This is a genomic window from Pseudomonadota bacterium (genome assembly GCA_040752895.1).
Lineage (GTDB): Bacteria > Pseudomonadota > Alphaproteobacteria.
Genome location: JBFMHN010000003.1, coordinates 80,607 through 98,411 on the forward strand (window position 1 = coordinate 80,607; position 17,805 = coordinate 98,411).

At 61.5% G+C, this 17,805-nt stretch carries 11 protein-coding genes; 1 reads left to right on the forward strand and 10 read right to left on the reverse strand.

The genetic code is table 11. The annotated features are described in order from the left end of the window. Position 1 precedes the first annotated feature (1 nt). Entirely contained in the window at positions 2-1,165 is a 1,164-nt protein-coding gene (locus tag AB1781_06720; GenBank protein ID MEW5704266.1) for an ABC transporter substrate-binding protein, read from the reverse strand. Between the two features lie 230 nt (positions 1,166-1,395). On the opposite strand from AB1781_06720, the gene AB1781_06725 reads away from it, so the two are divergent. Beyond that, positions 1,396-6,240, forward strand: coding sequence for an NAD-glutamate dehydrogenase (locus AB1781_06725; GenBank protein ID MEW5704267.1), 4,845 nt, complete (start codon positions 1,396-1,398; stop codon positions 6,238-6,240). Between the two features lie 30 nt (positions 6,241-6,270). Here the strand turns inward: AB1781_06725 and purH are convergent, their stop codons facing one another. The 9 genes from purH to AB1781_06770 all read right to left on the reverse strand — a co-directional run bounded on the left by purH (position 6,271) and on the right by AB1781_06770 (position 17,793). Continuing rightward, entirely contained in the window at positions 6,271-7,857 is a 1,587-nt protein-coding gene (purH, locus tag AB1781_06730; GenBank protein ID MEW5704268.1) for a bifunctional phosphoribosylaminoimidazolecarboxamide formyltransferase/IMP cyclohydrolase, read from the reverse strand. Positions 7,858-7,952: 95 nt separating this feature from the next. Beyond that, positions 7,953-9,890 (reverse strand): nucleoside-diphosphate sugar epimerase/dehydratase, encoded by a 1,938-nt coding sequence (locus AB1781_06735; GenBank protein MEW5704269.1) that lies wholly within the window; start codon positions 9,888-9,890, stop codon positions 7,953-7,955. Between the two features lie 58 nt (positions 9,891-9,948). Beyond that, positions 9,949-10,920 carry an SDR family oxidoreductase gene (locus tag AB1781_06740; protein MEW5704270.1) on the reverse strand — a complete coding sequence of 324 codons (972 nt, stop codon included), beginning with the start codon at positions 10,918-10,920 and terminating at the stop codon, positions 9,949-9,951. Further along, positions 10,920-11,924 (reverse strand): glycosyltransferase family 4 protein, encoded by a 1,005-nt coding sequence (locus tag AB1781_06745; GenBank protein MEW5704271.1) that lies wholly within the window; start codon positions 11,922-11,924, stop codon positions 10,920-10,922. Before AB1781_06745 ends, AB1781_06740 begins: the two co-directional genes overlap by 1 nt. Positions 11,925-11,979: 55 nt before the next feature. Then, entirely contained in the window at positions 11,980-13,200 is a 1,221-nt protein-coding gene (locus AB1781_06750) for an O-antigen ligase family protein (GenBank protein ID MEW5704272.1), read from the reverse strand. Beyond that, positions 13,197-13,946: an FkbM family methyltransferase gene (locus AB1781_06755; protein MEW5704273.1), complete on the reverse strand. Its 750-nt coding sequence runs from the start codon at positions 13,944-13,946 to the stop codon at positions 13,197-13,199. Before AB1781_06755 ends, AB1781_06750 begins: the two co-directional genes overlap by 4 nt. 70 nt (positions 13,947-14,016) lie before the next feature. Further along, positions 14,017-15,744 carry a heparinase II/III family protein gene (locus AB1781_06760; GenBank protein MEW5704274.1) on the reverse strand — a complete coding sequence of 576 codons (1,728 nt, stop codon included), beginning with the start codon at positions 15,742-15,744 and terminating at the stop codon, positions 14,017-14,019. Beyond that, positions 15,722-16,408, reverse strand: coding sequence for a ribulose-phosphate 3-epimerase (gene rpe / locus AB1781_06765; protein MEW5704275.1), 687 nt, complete (start codon positions 16,406-16,408; stop codon positions 15,722-15,724). Before rpe ends, AB1781_06760 begins: the two co-directional genes overlap by 23 nt. Positions 16,409-16,500: 92 nt before the next feature. After that, entirely contained in the window at positions 16,501-17,793 is a 1,293-nt protein-coding gene (locus tag AB1781_06770; GenBank protein ID MEW5704276.1) for a transcription antitermination factor NusB, read from the reverse strand. Between the last annotated feature and the right edge of the window lie 12 nt (positions 17,794-17,805).

Here is a 17,805-nt window from a genome sequence, read left to right on the forward strand (position 1 = left end):
TTCAGTGGCCGGACAGGCGGCAGCCGCTTTCGGGCTCGTCATAGCCCAGCGTGTCCAGCGTCGTTTTGGGGTGCAGGAATCCTTCCTGGGGAGAGGCGGAAACAACGGCGTTCGGCGAGGCAAGCAGGATCGGCTGGCGAAGTTCGTGGTCCCACGGGCGAAAATTCAGTTTCCGGCCCTTGAACCCCTGCAGGGCAAAACCAGAACCCAGGAGATGGTCGCGGGTGACCTTCAACGATGCCGTCTGCTGCGTTTGAGTGGCCGCTTCGCCGATGGCCCGCACCGCAAGCCATGCGGCGTAGTCGAGAGGGCGCATAGCCCGCCCGGCGAGCGCCTGGAAACGCCGCTGCAGTTGCGCGGCACCCCACTGCTCATGGGCCCGATGCCAGGCAAGCGGTGTCAGGCCCTGGGTGCCGGCCACCGGCCGGGGCTCCCACGTCCGGTAGGCAAAGTGCTCGCCGAAATCGCCGCTTTCGTCGGCCACGATAAGCACATCGTACGCGGGGCCTTGGGTGAACACCGGCACTTCGGATTCCGCCGTGCGCCTGGCGTCGTGGGTATAGGCCCAGTTCTTTTCCTCGACGATGCGCCCGCCGAAACGGCCGGCGGCGCGCCGGACGGCGTCGGCGAAACGCCGGTCGCCTTCCTGGGGTCCGACGACGAGAAACCACCGCGGCCAGCGTTTGCGAACGAGGTATTGGGCAAGCGCATCGGCCAGCATCGCCCGGCTTGGCAGCGTGTGCATGACGTTGCTTCGGCACGCCGCGTTGCGCAGCCGATCGTCTGGCGCGCCGGCGTTGAAAAGAAGCGTTTCCCGCGCCTCGGGAAGGTCCGCGATCTTGAGCAGGGCATCGGCGGGAAGGCGGGTGACGACGTAGCGCGCGCCTTTTGCCACCAGGTCGCGGAAGGCAACCGTCGGATCGTCTTCGCGCGACAGGAGGCTTTCTTCGAGATGGAAGCTTTGCCCAAGAAATTGGCCGGTCGTGTTGTTATCCTGGATGGCAAGACGGGCGCCCTGAAGGCCGAGGTCCAGGGGCTCCGGTTCGAGATCGGAGAACGTCGCGCGCGGCGCTTCTGGCATACCCAGGAAGGCAATCCGCAGCGAAGCCGTTTCCGGCGCCTCGGCGCGCGTGGGGCCGAGGGCGACGAACAAGCTGAACAGCATCGCCGCAGCGAAGCCGGCGCGCCGACGGCAAACGAATAACGCAGTGATTTTTTTACCTTTTATCAGGAATTCCCCCGGACAATCGAATGGTTGGTAAAGAAGCCCCCGCCGTCAAGGCCTAACCCGTCGCCGATTCGATGTCGACAGGCGACTGCCCCGGTCCTTTGGAATGGCTAGGAAATAGGCTAGCCTGTTCGCCCGCAACTCACCACCGTTCTAGACGAATACATATGCCCGCAAAACAACCCCGATCCAAACCCGCAAGCCTGGTCGGCCAGATCGTCGGCGGTGCGGCGAAGGGAAAAAAGGGGGCTGCGCAGGCTTCCCTCGAACGGTTTATCCGCCTCTATTACTCGGACATATCCAGCAAATACCTGGCGGATTGTTCCGTTGAAGATCTCCGCGGAGCGGTGCTTTCGATTTGGGATTTTTGCCGGCAGCGCATACCCGGAAAAGAGAAAATCCGGATTTTCAATCCCCGGCCGGAGAAGGACGGCTGGCAGTCGTCGCACACCATTATAGAAATCATCAATGACGATATGCCCTTTCTCGTCGATTCGGTGACGGCTGAGCTGAATCGCCACGATCTGACGGTTCATCACATTATTCACCCCGTCTTTGACGTTGAGCGCACGAAAGACGGCCGGCTTCTCCATATCAACGCGCGTGAAGGCGGCAAGAATTCGGTGCTCCGCGAATCCTTCATGCATATCGAAATCGACCAGCAGACGTCGCCGGATTTCCTTAAGCATGTCCAGAAGTGTCTCCAGAACATTCTGGAAGACGCTCGCCTGACGGTGAAGGACTGGCTGCCGATGCGGAACAAGATGGGCGAGATCGCCGATCGTCTGAATAAAAAGCTGCCTCTTTTACCGGCGTCGGAGGTTTCCGAAGGCATCGCTTTCCTTCGCTGGCTTCTCGACAACCATTTCACTTTTCTTGGCTATCGCGAGTACCGCTTGGTGGAGGAGAAGGGGAAGGAATACCTTCGCCCCGTTCCAAAATCCGGTCTTGGCATTTTGCGCAAGATGACGCCGGAGGCCAAAGCCCACAGCCAGCAGCCCCTTTCGCCCAACGTGCGGCGCTTCGCTCATAAAAAGCTGTTGCTGACCATTACCAAGACGAATGCGCGCGCCACCGTCCACCGCCGGGCCCATATGGAATACATCGGCATCCGGGTTTTCGACGCGAAGGGCAACGTCATCGGCGAACAGCGCTTCCATGGCTTGTACACTTCGACCGCCTATAGCCGAAGCCCGAGGGAAATTCCGATCCTTCGCCACAAGGTCGCCGCGACCCTTGAGCGCGCCGGGTTCCTTCCCGGAAGCCACGACGGAAAGGCGCTTCTCCATATTCTGGAGACCTATCCGCGGGACGAATTGTTTCAGGTTTCGGAGCCCGAGCTTCATCGGATCAGTATGGGCATACTCGCGCTTCAGGAGCGCCGGCGCGTCGCCTTTTTCGCCCGCCGCGACGTGTTCGAACGATTCGTCTCTTGTCTCGTTTATCTTCCGCGGGACATCTATGACACGGAGATGCGCGAACGCATTCAGGAAGAACTTGAACGGGCGTATGGCGGGGAAATGACCGACTACTACACCCAGGTTGGCGATTCGGTGCTGGCGCGTCTCCTTTTCATCGTTCATGGAACGTCCGGCAAAATCAGGAAAGTTGACGAAGGCAAGGTTCAACAGCGTCTGGTGGAAGTGGTAAGGTCTTGGGAAGAAGACCTCCGGGAAGCGCTGATCCTAGGCAAAGGCGAAGAGCAAGGGCTGGCACTCTTTCGGGAATACGCGAAAGCCTTCCCTTCTTCCTATCGCGAATATTTCGACGCCGAAGCGGCCATTGGCGACCTTGCGAAGGTCTCCGACGTCCTGACAAGTAGAAAGCTTGGGCTAAATCTCTATCGGCTGCGTGACTCGGCCAGTAACGAACTGCGTTTCAAGATTTATAATTATAAAGACCCAGTGCCGCTTTCGGATGTGCTGCCGATGCTCGAGAACATGGGGCTTCGCGTCATCGGCGAAGTGCCGTTCAAGATCACACCAAAGGGGGCGGAAGGCGTCTTCATCCACGATTTTCGGGCGGTCGTACAGCGTGGCAATGAAGTCAAGCTGGAGGACGTGAAGGCGAATTTCGAGGAAGCGTTCCGGAATATCTGGAACGGTGATGTCGAAAACGATCTCTTCAACAGCCTCGTTGTTGCCGCGGGTCTGACGTCCAGGGAGATCGTGATTTTGCGGGCTTTCCGGAAATACCTTCGCCAGATCGGCATCCCGTTCAGCCAGGCCTATATGAGCGAGACTTTGGTCCGCAACGCGCCTATTTCCCGAATGATTGTCGAATTGTTCGCGACCCTTTTCGATCCGAAGAACCGTCACCGCGCAGAACTTCGCGCCGCCAAGCTTCGCAACGCAATCGAGGAGGCGCTGGAGAAGGTGCCAAATCTCGATCAAGATCGGATCCTTCGGCGCTACGGTAACCTCGTTGAAGCGACTCAGCGCACGAATTACTTTCAGCAGGACGCGGAAGCAAGGCCGAAGCCTTACCTTTCTTTCAAATTCGCGGCCCAGCTTATCGAGGGGCTTCCGCTGCCGCGGCCGATGTTCGAAATCTTCGTTTACTCGCCCCGAATGGAGGGCGTTCACCTGCGCGGCGGCCGGGTTGCCCGCGGCGGCATTCGCTGGTCGGACCGGCGCGAGGATTTCCGAACAGAGATTCTCGGCCTGATGAAGGCTCAAACAGTGAAAAACGCGGTCATCGTGCCGGTCGGCGCGAAGGGCGGGTTCGTCATTAAAAACCCACCGGCCGGGGGTGGGCGCGAGGCGCTCATGGCTGAGGTCGTCGCCTGCTACAAGACGCTCATCTGCGGCATGCTGGATTTGACCGACAACCTCGATGGCGACCAGCCGATCCGTCCACTCGACACCATCTGCCGGGACGATCCGGACCCCTATCTGGTGGTTGCCGCCGATAAGGGCACGGCGGCCTTTTCCGACATCGCGAATGCGCTTTCGAAGGCATACGGTTTCTGGCTGGGGGATGCCTTCGCCTCCGGCGGCTCGCACGGTTACGATCATAAAAAAATGGGCATCACGGCGCGGGGCGCATGGGAATCCGTCAAGCGTCATTTCCGGGAAACCGGCGTTGATATACACGCGACGGATTTCACGGTCGTTGGCGTCGGCGACATGTCCGGTGACGTCTTCGGAAACGGCATGCTGCTTTCCCAGCACGCCCGTCTGCTCGCCGCCTTCAACCATCAGCATATCTTCATCGATCCAGATCCGGACGCTTTGAAAAGCCTTGCCGAGCGCGAAAGGCTTTTCAAAATCCCGCGTTCGGCGTGGAGCGATTACAACCCCCGGCTGATTTCAAAGGGGGGTGGCGTCTTTGATCGTTCGGCGAAATCGATCAAACTTTCTCCTGAAATTCAGGCGCGATTCGGAATCACGGCAGCGACCGCTACGCCGAATGACTTGATTCGGTTCCTCCTGCGGGCGGACGTTGACCTTCTTTGGCTTGGGGGTATCGGAACCTATGTAAAGGCAACGGAGGAAACCGATGCCGCCGTCGGCGACCGGGCCAATGACGCGATCCGGGTGAACGGTAGGGATCTTCGCTGCAGGGTGGTGGGTGAAGGGGCAAATCTGGGCTTCACGCAACTCGGCCGTGTCGAGTATGCGTTGGTGGGCGGACGTTTGAATACGGATTCGATTGATAATTCCGGAGGCGTCAACTGTTCCGACCATGAGGTCAACATCAAGATTCTTCTCAATGAGATCGTTGCGAGCGGCAAACTTACGGAACATGAACGCAACCGCCTGCTGGCCCGAATGACAAGGGAGGTGGCGAATCTCGTTCTCAAGGACAGCTACCTGCATACCCAGGCCATCACATACGTGGCGTTGCACGCGGCCGACCTTCTTGACCGGCAGGCGGCCTTGATGCGGCTTCTGGAGCGGAAGGGGAAGCTTGACCGTACTATTGAATTTCTCCCAACCAACGAAACGATTGAAGAGCGACTCCTGGCCGGGCAGGGTCTCACGCGACCGGAAATCGCCATTCTCGCGTCCTATGCGAAAATCTGGGTGTACGGCGAACTGCTTGAGAGCGACCTTCCCGACGACCCCCTTCTTGTTGCCGACCTAAAACGCTACTTTCCGGCGCCATTGCAAAAAACCCACGGTGCCGCGATCGAGCGCCACCGCTTGCGGCGCGAAATCGTCGCGACCCAGATCGCGAATGGCTTCGTAAATCGTATGAGCGGCGCCATGATCGGCCAGATGGTCGAGAATACCGGCATGCCGCTTTCCGATATCGCGCGCGCCTATCTGATTACGCGCGAGGTTTTTAATCTGCTCGACATATGGGAGCGCATTCAGACTCTCGATAACAAAGTCGCGGCTGGCGTTCAAACGGAAATGTTCTGGGACATCGCCCGTCTGGTCGAGCGTGGCACGCTTTGGTGCCTGCGGAACGCGACTCGTCCATTGGATATAGCGACGCATCTTAAAAAGTTTGGCAACGGTGTGCATGCATTCCGAATCTCCCTCGGTAAAATTTTACCGGAGGAAGACAAAGCCGATGTCCGCCGCCACAAGGAGCGCTATGTCTCGGCGGGGGTGCCGGAAAAGCTGGCCGGGGAAGTGGCGGAAATGGACTTTCTTGTGCCCGCCTTCGACGTCGTTGCGGCGGCGCAGGATTCCGGGCGCAGCGTAGGGGAGATTGGCAAATTCTACTTCAAGCTCGGCGTCACCTTTGGGCTTGATTGGCTGCGCAGCGAGGGGCGGCGCATCCTCTCCAAAAGCCACTGGCAGAAAACGGCGATCGAAGCAATCGTGGACGATTTGTTCGGTCAGCAGGCGGCGCTCACGCGTCGGATCGTCCGGGTCGGGGAGGGGAAGCCGCTTTCGGACGACGTTTTCGATTCTTGGGTATTGGAAAACAAACTCTCCGTCGAGCGCACCCGCCAGCTCTTCAACGACATCCGTTCGGCCAGCGCGACGGGCAATTTCGACTTGGCGATGCTGACGGTCGCGAACCGCCAGGTGCGTTCCCTCATTCAGGAATAGGCAAAAACGGCAAGCCGCTTCCGCCTTCGTTCAGTGACGGAAGTGGCGCATACCGGTGAACACCATCGCAAGGCCTTTTTCGTCCGCCGCCGCGACGACTTCCGCATCCCGTATCGAGCCGCCCGGCTGGATGATGGCCCTTGCCCCGGCCGCCGCCGCCGCCAGCAGGCCATCCGCAAAGGGAAAGAAGGCGTCGGAGGCGACGACGGAGTCTTGCGCCAGACTCGCGCTTTGGCCGGCCTGCTTGGCCGCGTCGGCCGCCTTGTGAGCGGCGATGCGCGAAGAATCTACCCGGCTCATCTGGCCGGCGCCGATGCCAACGGTCGCCAGATCCTTCGCATAGACGATCGCGTTCGATTTGACATGCTTGGCTACGGTGAAGGCGAACAGGAGATCGGCGATCTCTTTTTCCGTAGGCTTGCGTTTTGTCACGACCTGAAGATCGCTCGCCTTTACCTGGCCGTTATCGCGGCTTTGCAGCAGGTACCCTCCGGAAAGGTCGCGGAAAACCATGCCCCCCTCGGACGGGTCCGGCATGCCGCCGGTCAAGAGAACACGAAGATTCTTTTTTGCGCCGAATATTTTCTTCGCTTCCTCGTCCAGGCCCGGTGCGATGACGACTTCGGCGAAAAGTTTGACAATTTCTTCCGCCGTCGCCGCGTCCAGATCCCGGTTCACGGCGATGACGCCGCCGAAGGCGCTCACCGGGTCGCAGCGCAAAGCTTTTTCCCAGGCGGCGCGCAAGCTTTCGGCTTCCGCGACACCGCAAGGGTTGGCGTGCTTGATGATGGCGATAGCGGGGGGGCCGAACTCGGCAACGAGTTCGAAGGCGGCGTCCGTGTCGTTCAGATTGTTGTAGCTGAGATCCTTCCCCTGGATCTGGGTTGCCGTTGCCACACCGGGACGGTGGCTGCCGTCCACATAGAAGGCCGCCTTCTGATGGGGGTTCTCGCCGTAGCGAAGGATTTCGCGACGCTCGCCGGCAAGGATGATCCGCCTGGGGAAGCTGTCCGACAGAACGCCGGCGAACCAGTTTCCGATCGCGGCGTCGTAAGCCGCGGTTCGTTGATAGGCGTTTGCGGCCAGGCGGCGGCGCAAGTCAAGCGTTGTCGAACCCTTCGTCTTCTCCATTGCTTCCATGACCGACGCGTAGTCCATCGTGTCCGCGACGACGGTGACGAAGGCATGGTTCTTCGAGGCCGCGCGCAGCAGCGCGGGTCCTCCGATGTCGATGTTCTCGATGCAGTCTTCGAAGGGCGCTCTTTTCGCGATGGTCGATTCAAACGGGTATAGGTTAACAACGAGAAGGTCGATTGGCGAAATGCCGTGACGCTCCAGCGCCTCCATATGGGTGGGATCGTCGCGCCGGGCGAGTAATCCGCCATGGATATGCGGGTGCAGCGTCTTGACCCGGCCATCGAGAATCTCCGGAAAACCCGTGTGATCGGAAACTTCGGTGACGGCGATGCCGGCGTCCCGCAGCGTTTTCGCCGAACCGCCGGTGGAAAGAATCTCCACCCCGAATTCCGCCAGAAAACGGGCGAATTTCTCGAGCCCCGTCTTGTCGGAAACGGAAATCAAGGCCCGACGAACGGGAACGAGGTCAGGATCCGGCATGCGTGCCCTCCACTCCAAGAAGGTTGAAAACGGGATGAGAAAACCGGGGGCGAGTGTGCATGACCGGCTTACCTACGGCAACCACGGGCTTAAGATCAAGATACGGATTCGCGCCGGTCGCTGCTCGCGGCCGCGGCCGCGCTCTTGAACTCGGGCACGAGCTTGGCGAGCAGCGCCTTCGCCTCGTCCGTCTTGCGAGCTTTGCACAGCTCCAAAAGCTCGTCGAAGGCGCGGGTGAGAATTGCATGGTTCGCCGTGCGCGGCGCGGCAAGCAGGATGCTCTTGTGCGCCGTCTTCATCAGCTCTTCCGAGGCGTGAAAAAGTTCCTCGCTCAGTTTTTCGCCCGGCCGGAGGCCTGTGAATTCGATCTGGATGTCTTTTCCCGGCTGTAAGCCGGCCAGGCGAATCATCTGTTTGGCCAGGTCCTGGATGCGGATAGGCTCGCCCATATCGAGAACGAAGATGCCCCCCCGTTCTTTTTCATGTTCATGGGTGCCCAGAACGGACGCCTGCAGGACCAGTTCGACCGCCTCGCGGACGGTCATGAAATAGCGGCTCACCTCGGGGTGCGTGACGGTCAACGGGCCACCCTGGCGAAGCTGTTTCTGGAAAAGCGGCACGACGGAACCGGTTGAGCCGAGCACGTTGCCAAAACGGACAGTCACGAAGCGGGTGCCGTTCCCGTTCGCCGTGGGGGCGAGGTCGAGCGACTGGCAATAGCTTTCCGCCAAACGCTTCGTTGCTCCCATCACGTTCGCCGGGTTCACCGCCTTGTCGGTGGAAATCATGACCATTGTCGCCACATTTGCCTTCTGGCAGGCGTTGGCGACGTTCCGGGTGCCGATGGCGTTCGTCAGCACGCCCTCGATCGGGTTTTGTTCCACCATCGGCACGTGCTTGAGAGCCGCGGCGTGGAAAACAAGATCCGGTTTCTCACGAGAGAAAACGACGGCAAGTCGTCCCGTATCCCGCACGTCGCCTAAAAGCGCGCTTCGTGAAAGCTCGGCATGACGTTGGTCAAGCTCCTCGTCAATTTGGTAGAGGTTGAATTCGGAATTGTCGAACAGCGCAAGATGCGCCGGCGCGTAATCGGAAATCTGGCGGACGAGCTCGGAGCCGATGGTGCCGCCGGCGCCGGTGACCAGAATCCGTCGGCCGATGATCAGCGCCCGCATGGCAGCCCGGTCCAGCACCGCCTGCGGCCGGCCGAGCAAATCCTCGAGCGCAATCGGCTGTACCTCAAGGCCTTCGGTTTCCCCGCTCCGGAAGTCCGTGATTTTCGGCAGGCGGGAAAGTGTGACGCCAAGCCCGTCGGCGATTTCAAGCAGCTTCCTTACCCGGGCGCCGTCCAGGTCCTGCCGGGTGAGAATCAGGCGCTGAGGGCGCTCGTCCCTTCGTTCCAGTTTTGCGACGATCTCGGGTAGGTTTTCCGGCGTGCCAAGAACCGGGATGCCGCGAATTTGACGCCCGACCCGATTTCCCTTCTCGTCGATGACGCCGACCACCCGATAGGCCGCTCCGGCTTCTTGGCTGGTTGCCCGGATGAACATCTCCGTCCCTTCGTCGGTGCCGATAAGCAGCACCGGTACTCGCCGTTGGGAGCCGCGCGTCAGCAGGTTGTCGAACCTGCGGTCCTTGAGGAGCCGGTACAGGAAGCGTGGCCCGCCCAGCAGCGCCATCAGCACAAACCAGTTGATGACCAGAAGCGACCGCGGCAGGCTTTCGAGACGAGAAACCATGAACATAAGCGGTGTAAAGACCAAGATCACGAGGGTCACGGCGCGTGTAATCGCGATGAGATCGTCGAGAGAGGCGTACCGCCAAATTCCGCGGTAAAGCCGCATCGAGAGAAAAACGCCCGCCGCAACGGCGGTGAAAATGAGCGTCGCCGGCACCAGGAAGCCCTGGGCGTATTCGAACATCTGATCGCCCAGCCGCAGGTAGAGCGATACCAGGAAAGCTGCCGCCGCCATGACGATGTCGTGGCCGAAGGCGATCCATGGGTGGCTAACGCGGCGGAAGAAATCGGCCATGATGCTCAATGCCTTGCAGGATATCCGCAGCAGTATAGCGGCGGCCGTGCGCGGACGCCTAGGGGCTTCCTGCCGCCCGCCCGCTTCTCTTGCGGGTGTGGTACCAGTCGGCGGTCTTTCGCAAGCCCGCGTCCAGCTTTTCCGGCGGCCGCCAGCCGAGAGCATCGCGAATATGGCTGCAATCCAAGGTCAGGGAACCGAGAAGCCGGTGCGCGATGGCTTCCTTGCCGGCAAGCCGGAGTACGTTCCGCAGAAGTGCCGGTGGAAATGGCGGCAGGTAGATTCGCTTGCCCATCGCGCGCGCGATCCGGCGAATAAGCTCGGGTGTCGAAACGTCCTCGCCGTCGCTGACGAGAAAAGTTTCACCGCTGGCCTTCGGGTGGGTCAGACAATGGCGGATGGCGTCCACCAGGTTATCGACGCCGATCAGACTCCGCCGGTTGTGGACGCTGCCGAAGGGAAGGGGGACGCCAATCTCGCAAAGACGGAGAAGGGTCAGAAAATTACCCCTTACGCAGGGCCCGTAGACCAAAGGCGGCCGCAGGACGACGGCTTCCGTGGCGCTGCCTTTCAGTGTCTTCCAGAGGGTTTGTTCCGCCTCCCATTTCGAGGCGGCGTAAGGGTCTTGCGGCGTCGGCGGGTCGGTCTCGCTATAGGGCTGCGGCCGATCCTCGCCATGCACCTTGACGCTGCTCAGGAAAATCAGCCGCTTCACGCCGGCGTCTCGCGCTTTTTCCGCGAGCAGGCGGGTTCCTTCGACGTTCACGCGCCGGTAGGCCGTCAGGGGGTCTTCGGCCTCCTCCTGCAAGATATGGACTCGCGCCGCGAGATGGACGATCGCATCTATCTTTTCCAGGGAAGGCACCCATGCGATTTCGGAGACGATGTCGGGGACTTCCTGAACGGCGATGTGCGTCGCGAAGGTCGCCGGGCGGCGGACAGCGGCCGTGACGGCGTGGCCGGCCGCGGCGAGCGCCGGACAGAGAGCTTGGCCGATGAAGCCATTCGCGCCGGTGATCAGGATTCGCATCAGCTTTTTTCCCGGAAAGGGTTCCGGAGAATCCCCAGCACCATGCCGACCAGAAGCAGGGACACGAACAGCGAAGACCAGGCGACCCCGGAGGCGGCGAGCAGGGCCAACCCGATCAGGCCCAGGTTTCCAGCCAGCACGATCCGGACGACGCTCCCATGGCTAAGTCCCCGGCGGGTCGCCAGCTGATAGAAATGGCTGGCGTGCGCCTCCCAGATACGTTCGCCTCTAAGCAGCCGCCGGACCAATGTCGTCGTTGAATCCATCAGGTAGTAAAGGGGCAGGATCACCGCCGCCGCCCAATGGCCGGCCGCCGCGAGAGAAAGCAAGAGCCAGCCGAGCAGGAAGCCGAGCGTAACGCTGCCGACGTCGCCAAGAAAAATCTTGGCCGGCGGCCAATTCCAGACCAGAAAACCAAGCGCTGCACCTGCCGCGGCGATCCCGTAATAGGCAAAGTCGGGGGCCAGGTTCGCAAGCGACGCCACCAGCGCGACGCCAAGTCCGAGGCTCGCCGTTTCGATGCCCGTCATGCCGTCGATCCCATCCATGAAATTGAAGAGGTTCAAGAACCAGATCCAGAGAAGCCCCGCCACGATACGGTCAACGAGCGGCGGCAGGACACCCTGAAAAATCCGAAATTCTTCGGGCAGCGTAATCAGCACGAAGGCGACGGCGGCCCCTTGAAACAGGAGACGGATCGCCGGCGAAAGCCCGCGGAGGTCGTCTACCCAGGAAATGGCGGCGAGAAGAAGGGCGGCGGCGAAAAGTAGCCACCCGCCAGCCACCGCGGACGGGAAAAAATACGCTCCCACACCCCAAACCGGCAGCAAGGCCGCCAGGACGCCGACACCGCCACCGGTGGGGGTCGGCCGGCTATGGCTGCTGCGCGGGTTTGGATGATCTAGGATGGCGTGTCGAAGAAAGAAATGGCGGGCGAGACCGGTGCCCAGCCAGGCGACCAGGAACGCCGCTCCCCCGGCAAGCAAAAAGAGGACCCATCCCATGACGCGGGTTATAACTCGCCGGATCGGCCCTCTGCAAAAGCAAGTTGCTGAAAAATTATTTTAGTGTTCGGCAAGGGGTGGGGCCTTGGCGGGTTTCTTTTTCCGCGATTCCAAGCAGAAGGACAGCCGTGAGGAAAAGCGTGGCCAGCCACCAGGTCTGCCATATGCCGTATCCAAACAAGGCAACCGTAACAGCGGATGCGAGACACCCTGTGAATACCGCATGCGGATAGGGCGCCATCCGTCTTCGCAAGATCATCACGAAAAGCCAGACGATAAAAAGGCCGCCGATCACGGCGCCTGGAAGGCCGATTTCCATCCACCATTGCAGGACGGCATTGTGGGGGTGGAGCGGCAGGCTCTCGCCGCCATCGCCAACCGCCCAGATCATGTGTCCCTTGTTCGGGATGTTGCGGGCCGTATCGAGCCCCCATCCCTGGAAAGGGCGTTCTTCGATGCGTTCGGCGACGAACTTCCAGATATAGATTCGATGAATGGCGGATCCGGGCAGGCTCGGCGCGGCCGCCCAGATCGCCCTCGGGTCCGGCAGGTGCTTTGGCAGGATCGGCGCCAGGACCACCCCCGCCATCGTCAGGCAAATCAGCGCGATGATCGCCCGCTTTGGGAAGTGGAACGCCAGGAAGAAGGCAATGGCGCCGAGAACAAGGGCGATTAGTGACGCGATACTTTCCATTTGGACCAGGACGAGAAACGCCGGGATAAGCACAGCGGCTATCCGCCATGGCTTTGGGTTTTGCCCGACCCACAAGAGAACCGGCCAGATAAGCAGCGTCGCGATTGTCGTCCATCGGTTGAAGAGATCAAGCGTCGGAGGACGCGAAGAGGTGTGGGTGTAAAACGGAAACCCGGCCCATATCTCGACGGCCATGAAAAGAGAGGCGACACCAAGCCCCGTCAGCAGGCCCATACCGATCCGGCGGCGGTCTGCCGGCCCAAGCGTGCGGACGCCGGCCAACAGCACAAGCCCGCACGCGGCGATGCCGACAAGGCTGAGGGCCTGACTCACGCTGCGCTCCGGCGCCACGGACCATAAGGCCGTCATGGCGCCCCAAAGGGCGAGAACGGCGAAGAAGGCGACCGCGATCCACGAAATTTTCAGCCTCTCTTCCTGTCGCCGGAAGGCAAGCCCGAGGACGAGGAGCGCCATCAGGATAAGAAGCGGCATCAGCATGCCGGAGAGATAGACCGCCAGCGTCGGCACGAGAAAGCCGCACGCCGCGAAAAGATGCCCGCGATGCAGTTTGGGAAGGCTCATGGAAAGGATACCCGTCGGGCAGGGTGGAGGAAGAAATAATCCCGCCACGGTTCATCCGCGATTGCGTCGACCGATGCGGGCTTCCCGTTCTTCAAGCAATACGCCGCGTAGCCGCGGGACCGGAAGAAATCGAAGACGTCGTCTTTCGAGGCTTGAAAGTTTTTTTCGAGCGCGTGGGGATGAATTTCTATGAGGGCGTTCGGCAGGTGACGGTCGATGGTTCGCACGCCGCCCATGAGAAGCCTGTATTCGGCCCCTTCCACGTCGCACCGCAGAAAATCGACCTTCTCGATGTCGTTCCGATCGCAAAAGGCGTCCAGCGTGACGGCGCGTGCGGGCTCGGTGACAACGCGATCCGCTTGGATATCCGGAAAAGAGGCGAGGCTTTCTTTCTCCGCGGACGTTACGTGACCAAAGGAATGGCCGAGGCGGCCGCTCGTCTTCACGGGAATGGCCAGATTAATCTCCCCCTCGAAATCCATGAGGGCAACGTTGAAGCATTGGACATTCCGAAGGCGATGAACAGCCATCGCTCGCCTTAGAATTTCGAAGCTGTAACTTGAAGGCTCGAAACAATAGACGCTGCCTCGCTTTGCCAGGTTGGCCATGACCAGCGTGTGCCTTCCATCGCTGGCACCGGCGTGCACGCAAACATCGTCCGGCCGGATGATATCCTTCAGGTACGCGACTTCGGGTTCGAACTTGTGACGGCGGATATTTCTGGAAACGACACGGGCCGTCGCCATCCAAGACCGTATCGAGCTGCTTAGCATCGTCCAGTGGTTCCTGTTTCGAAGTAAAGGATACCCGGTCCGATCAGGCCGGCTTCTGTGTGGGAAGACGCCGGAATGCCCACTTCACGCAGGCCGCACTTTCCGCCAGCATGCCGCTGACGACGATCTGTTCGCTGCGCTGCATCTTGCCCCGCTCCCCTAGATAGACGCTTTTTTCCAAGTGGATATCACCACCGATGGCGTGAAATTTCCAGCCTTCGCCTTTCGGAAGGCGAAGCAGAACGGTAAAGCCGTCCTGCGCAAGGGAGGCGGAAACCCCGGGGTGGAGATGAAAGCGGACGTCGAAACGGGATCCCCCTAAGCCCTCCAGCCGGTCCTCTCCGCGCAGGTCCTCGCCGTTCGCCGCGAGATAAAGCCGCCGGCGATGGATAAGGCCGAGAGGCGCGCGATAACCGTCGTGACCGCCTTCGACCCAGACATTGCCATCCCGTTCGTCCCGACGGCAGAGAACCTGGCTGGGCCGTCGTCTTACCTTGCCATCGGAAGCAATCTGGCTTGAGTTTTTATCATCCACCGTAACGGTCGAATGGGCGGCGGTGGATCGTATGATCTCGCGCCATTCCTCCTGGCCTCCGACATAGGCGCCGCAATTGACGACCAGACGTTCCTTGCCGCTGCTCATCTCGAAGGAAAGGGTGCCGGCATGGGGCTGTTGGTTGCCGGGCGGGACGGAGGCGGGCACGCCGGTATCGAAAAGCACGAGCGTCCGTCCGGCGCGCAAACGCTCAAATCCGCTATAGGGGGCGCTGCGCGGCGGGTTGCCAAGCACCTCCGCCCGAGTCAGCACCATGTCGATCAGCCAGCCTTCTTCTTCGCAGGCGCCGTTGAAAAGGGCCAGCCTGCCGTCGCCATGCCGGAAGAAACGCAGCAAAACGCCCAGGCGGTCCATCGCCGTCTGCAAGGCGTTGGGTACTTCCCGGTGCATGGCATGAAGAAGCAGGCGAATCTCCGCAAGGTCCCGGAGCATGGTGAGCTGAACCGCCGGGCTTCGCGATACATGTCCGCCGTCCGGGTGCACCTGGCGGGGCAATTCCCGTTCCAGCAAATGCAGCCCGGCTTGCAGGGCGCGCTCTTGCGTGGGCAAGGCCGCGCCGGCATAGATCAGCCCCTTGGCAACGGCGATGCGCGCCGGTCCGGGCAGGATGCCGGGCGCCGTTCGCAGAAGATGTCGGACCTGCCGTCCCAGGGCGGCAAGGAAGCTTTTCCGGAAGCGGTCTTCGGCGCTCGCGCATAAAAACTCGCCGTGGCTGACCCAGGAGGCAAGGCGAGTTCCAAGCACGTCCGCCCGCCAGCCGATCGGATGCCAGGCGCGGTTTGCCTCGACCCAGCCGACGACGAGTTCGCGGGCGCGCCTTCGCGCCGCGTCGCTTCCGATTGCGCGCAGGTCGCGGAGCCAGGCAAAACCATGCAGCTCGGCAAGCCAGCGCGGATCCGCCTCCACCTGCCACGGCGACGGATCGGCGCGGACCGTCACGCCCAGAAACGGGAAGGCGCGGTCGAGAATGGCCTCTCCCCGCTTGCGATCCCCCGGCCATGGATCCGCCGGGGTGGCTTCAAGCCGTCTCGGCGTTTTGCCGACGAGGAAGAAAGGGTAAAGCGGGTTGCCGTAAAGCGCAGCTTCGATGCGGGCGCGAAATTTCCACAAGGAACGCTCGACCGCCGCGCTAAACGCCGATCCTGCCGACCCCGTGTGCGTATACAGGTCGGACGGTTCGAAGCCGTTTCCTTCAGCCCCGTCGAGTGGCGACATCGGCTCCGTTTCGTAGGCGCAGGATGTTTTTGGCATAATAGTCCGGCCCGCCTTCAAAGGTGGCGGTGCCGGCGACCAGGATGTCGGCCCCTGCCGCAACGGCATCGGCCGCGGTTTTCGCGTTGATGCCGCCGTCAACCTCGAGATCGATGGTTCGGCCGCTGGCGTCGATCTTTTTCCGAAGGGCGTGGATTTTCGCCAATTGCGAGCGCAAGAAGCTTTGCCCCCCGAAGCCCGGATTCACGGTCATGACGAGGATAAGCTCGATGCCGTCGAAGACGTTTTCAATGGCCGCGATCGGCGTGCCTGGGTTCAGCGAAACGCCGGCCTTTTTGCCGTGCGATTTGATCAACTGAAGCGTGCGGTGCAGGTGCGGACCTGCCTCGGGGTGGACGGTGAGGATGTCTGCGCCCGCTTCCGCGAAGGGCGCGATGTAGGGGTCCACCGGGCTTACCATCAGGTGAACGTCGAAGGGAAGGGCGCTGTATGGCCGGAGTGCCGCCACCACCGCTGGCCCAATGGTGAGATTCGGGACGAAATGGCCGTCCATGATGTCGATGTGGATGTAGTCGGCGCCGGCCTTCTCGATTGCCCGGATTTCCTCGCCTAGCTTCGCGAAGTCGGCGGAAAGGATAGAAGGCGCGATCCGCGTCGGCTGCTGCATGGGGCTTTCCTAACAGCTTCCCGAGAGGCCCGCAAGGCGGCGCATGTCCGCGCAACGGCAAGCGATTCGGGGTCTTCGATACGGCGTCACCCTCAGCAGAGCTTTCGCAAGCGCGCGGCAAAGAAACCGTCGAGCCCGCCAAGCGATTCGAGATGCAGGGGAAGCGTGCGAAGCTCGCCCTGCCGCGTGAGAAGCGCCTCGACCCCGCCGACCTCGGCCGGCGCGATGGGAAAGCGTTCAAGCGGGGCGCCCTTGGCGAGCAGCGCCTCGATCCGTTCTTTGCCTTCTTCCGGTTCCAGCGAGCAGACCGAATAGACGAGGACGCCGCCAGGCGCCGTCATCGCCACCGCCGCGTTCAGCAGGGCGTCCTGCAAGGCCGTCAGTTTCCGCAGATCGGCCGGCGTCTTCTGCCAGAGGATATCCGGGTGGCGACGGATGGTGCCGGTCGCGCTGCAGGGCGCGTCCAGAAGGACAAAAGGGACAGGCGTCTCCGGCCGCCATTGCGTGGCGTCCGCCTCGACAACTTCCGCTTCGAGGCGAAGCCGGGAGAGATTCTGACGCAGCCGTAAAAGCCGGGCGTGCGAGCGGTCAATCGCCCGCACGCGCCCTCCGCGATCGGCAAGCTGGGCCGTCTTGCCGCCCGGCGCGGCGCAAAGGTCGAGCACGCAAGTCCCGCCGACGTCGCCGAGGAACATCGCGGGAAGTGCGGCGGCGGCGTCCTGCACCCACCACGCCCCTTCCCCATAGCCGGGCAGTTCGTCCACGCGGCCGCTGCCAGGCAGACGGAAGCTTCCCCATGGCAGCCGTGTGGCGCCCAGCTTTTCGGCCAAGCCTTCCTTTCCTTTGCGGAAGGTGAGGTCGAGGGGGGCCTCCCGAAGATGCGCCGCGGCGATTTTTCGGCAGGTCGCCTCGCCGTAAGCCCGTGTCCACGACTGCCAGAGCCAGTCCGGCGTGTTCAGGCGCTCCGTATCGAACGATCCGAGCAGGGTCTTTCCCTCGGCGGCGAGGCGGCGCAGCACGGCGTTGGCAAGTCCCTTGTAAGCGGCAAGCACCGTGCCGTCGAGAAGCTCGACGCTGCTGTGGACGGCGGCGTGGGGCGGGGTGTTAAGAAAGCAAAGCTGCGCGATCCCGATCCGCAGCAGGTGCCGCACCGTCGCCGCCTTCGCGGGCAGGGGTTTTTCGAGAACGTGATCGATCAGGGCGTCGATCTCCCCCAGGCGGCGCAGGGTTGTTGCGACGAGGTTGCGGACGAAGGCGCGGTCTCTTGACTCGAAACGTTCGATCTCGCCGTCCTTCGCAAAAGCCTCCTCGAAGGAGGCCTTGCCTGAAAGGGTCGCCGCAAGAAATTTCAGGGCGGCTTGACGCGGGCTTGAAAAAGGGTTCATGGAAAAAGAGGG

Excerpts from the sequence above, each read along its gene's own strand:
- rpe (MEW5704275.1), bottom strand. The coding sequence starts at position 16,408 with ATGCAGCAGCCGACGCGGATCGCGCCTTCTATCCTTTCCGCCGACTTC.
- AB1781_06745 (MEW5704271.1), bottom strand. The coding sequence starts at position 11,924 with ATGGGATGGGTCCTCTTTTTGCTTGCCGGGGGAGCGGCGTTCCTGGTC.
- AB1781_06740 (MEW5704270.1), bottom strand. The coding sequence starts at position 10,920 with ATGCGAATCCTGATCACCGGCGCGAATGGCTTCATCGGCCAAGCTCTC.
- AB1781_06750 (MEW5704272.1), bottom strand. The coding sequence starts at position 13,200 with ATGAGCCTTCCCAAACTGCATCGCGGGCATCTTTTCGCGGCGTGCGGC.
- AB1781_06755 (MEW5704273.1), bottom strand. The coding sequence starts at position 13,946 with ATGGCGACGGCCCGTGTCGTTTCCAGAAATATCCGCCGTCACAAGTTC.
- AB1781_06725 (MEW5704267.1), top strand. The coding sequence starts at position 1,396 with ATGCCCGCAAAACAACCCCGATCCAAACCCGCAAGCCTGGTCGGCCAG.
- AB1781_06720 (MEW5704266.1), bottom strand. The coding sequence starts at position 1,165 with ATGCTGTTCAGCTTGTTCGTCGCCCTCGGCCCCACGCGCGCCGAGGCG.
- AB1781_06760 (MEW5704274.1), bottom strand. The coding sequence starts at position 15,744 with ATGTCGCCACTCGACGGGGCTGAAGGAAACGGCTTCGAACCGTCCGAC.
- AB1781_06735 (MEW5704269.1), bottom strand. The coding sequence starts at position 9,890 with ATGGCCGATTTCTTCCGCCGCGTTAGCCACCCATGGATCGCCTTCGGC.
- AB1781_06770 (MEW5704276.1), bottom strand. The coding sequence starts at position 17,793 with ATGAACCCTTTTTCAAGCCCGCGTCAAGCCGCCCTGAAATTTCTTGCG.
- purH (MEW5704268.1), bottom strand. The coding sequence starts at position 7,857 with ATGCCGGATCCTGACCTCGTTCCCGTTCGTCGGGCCTTGATTTCCGTT.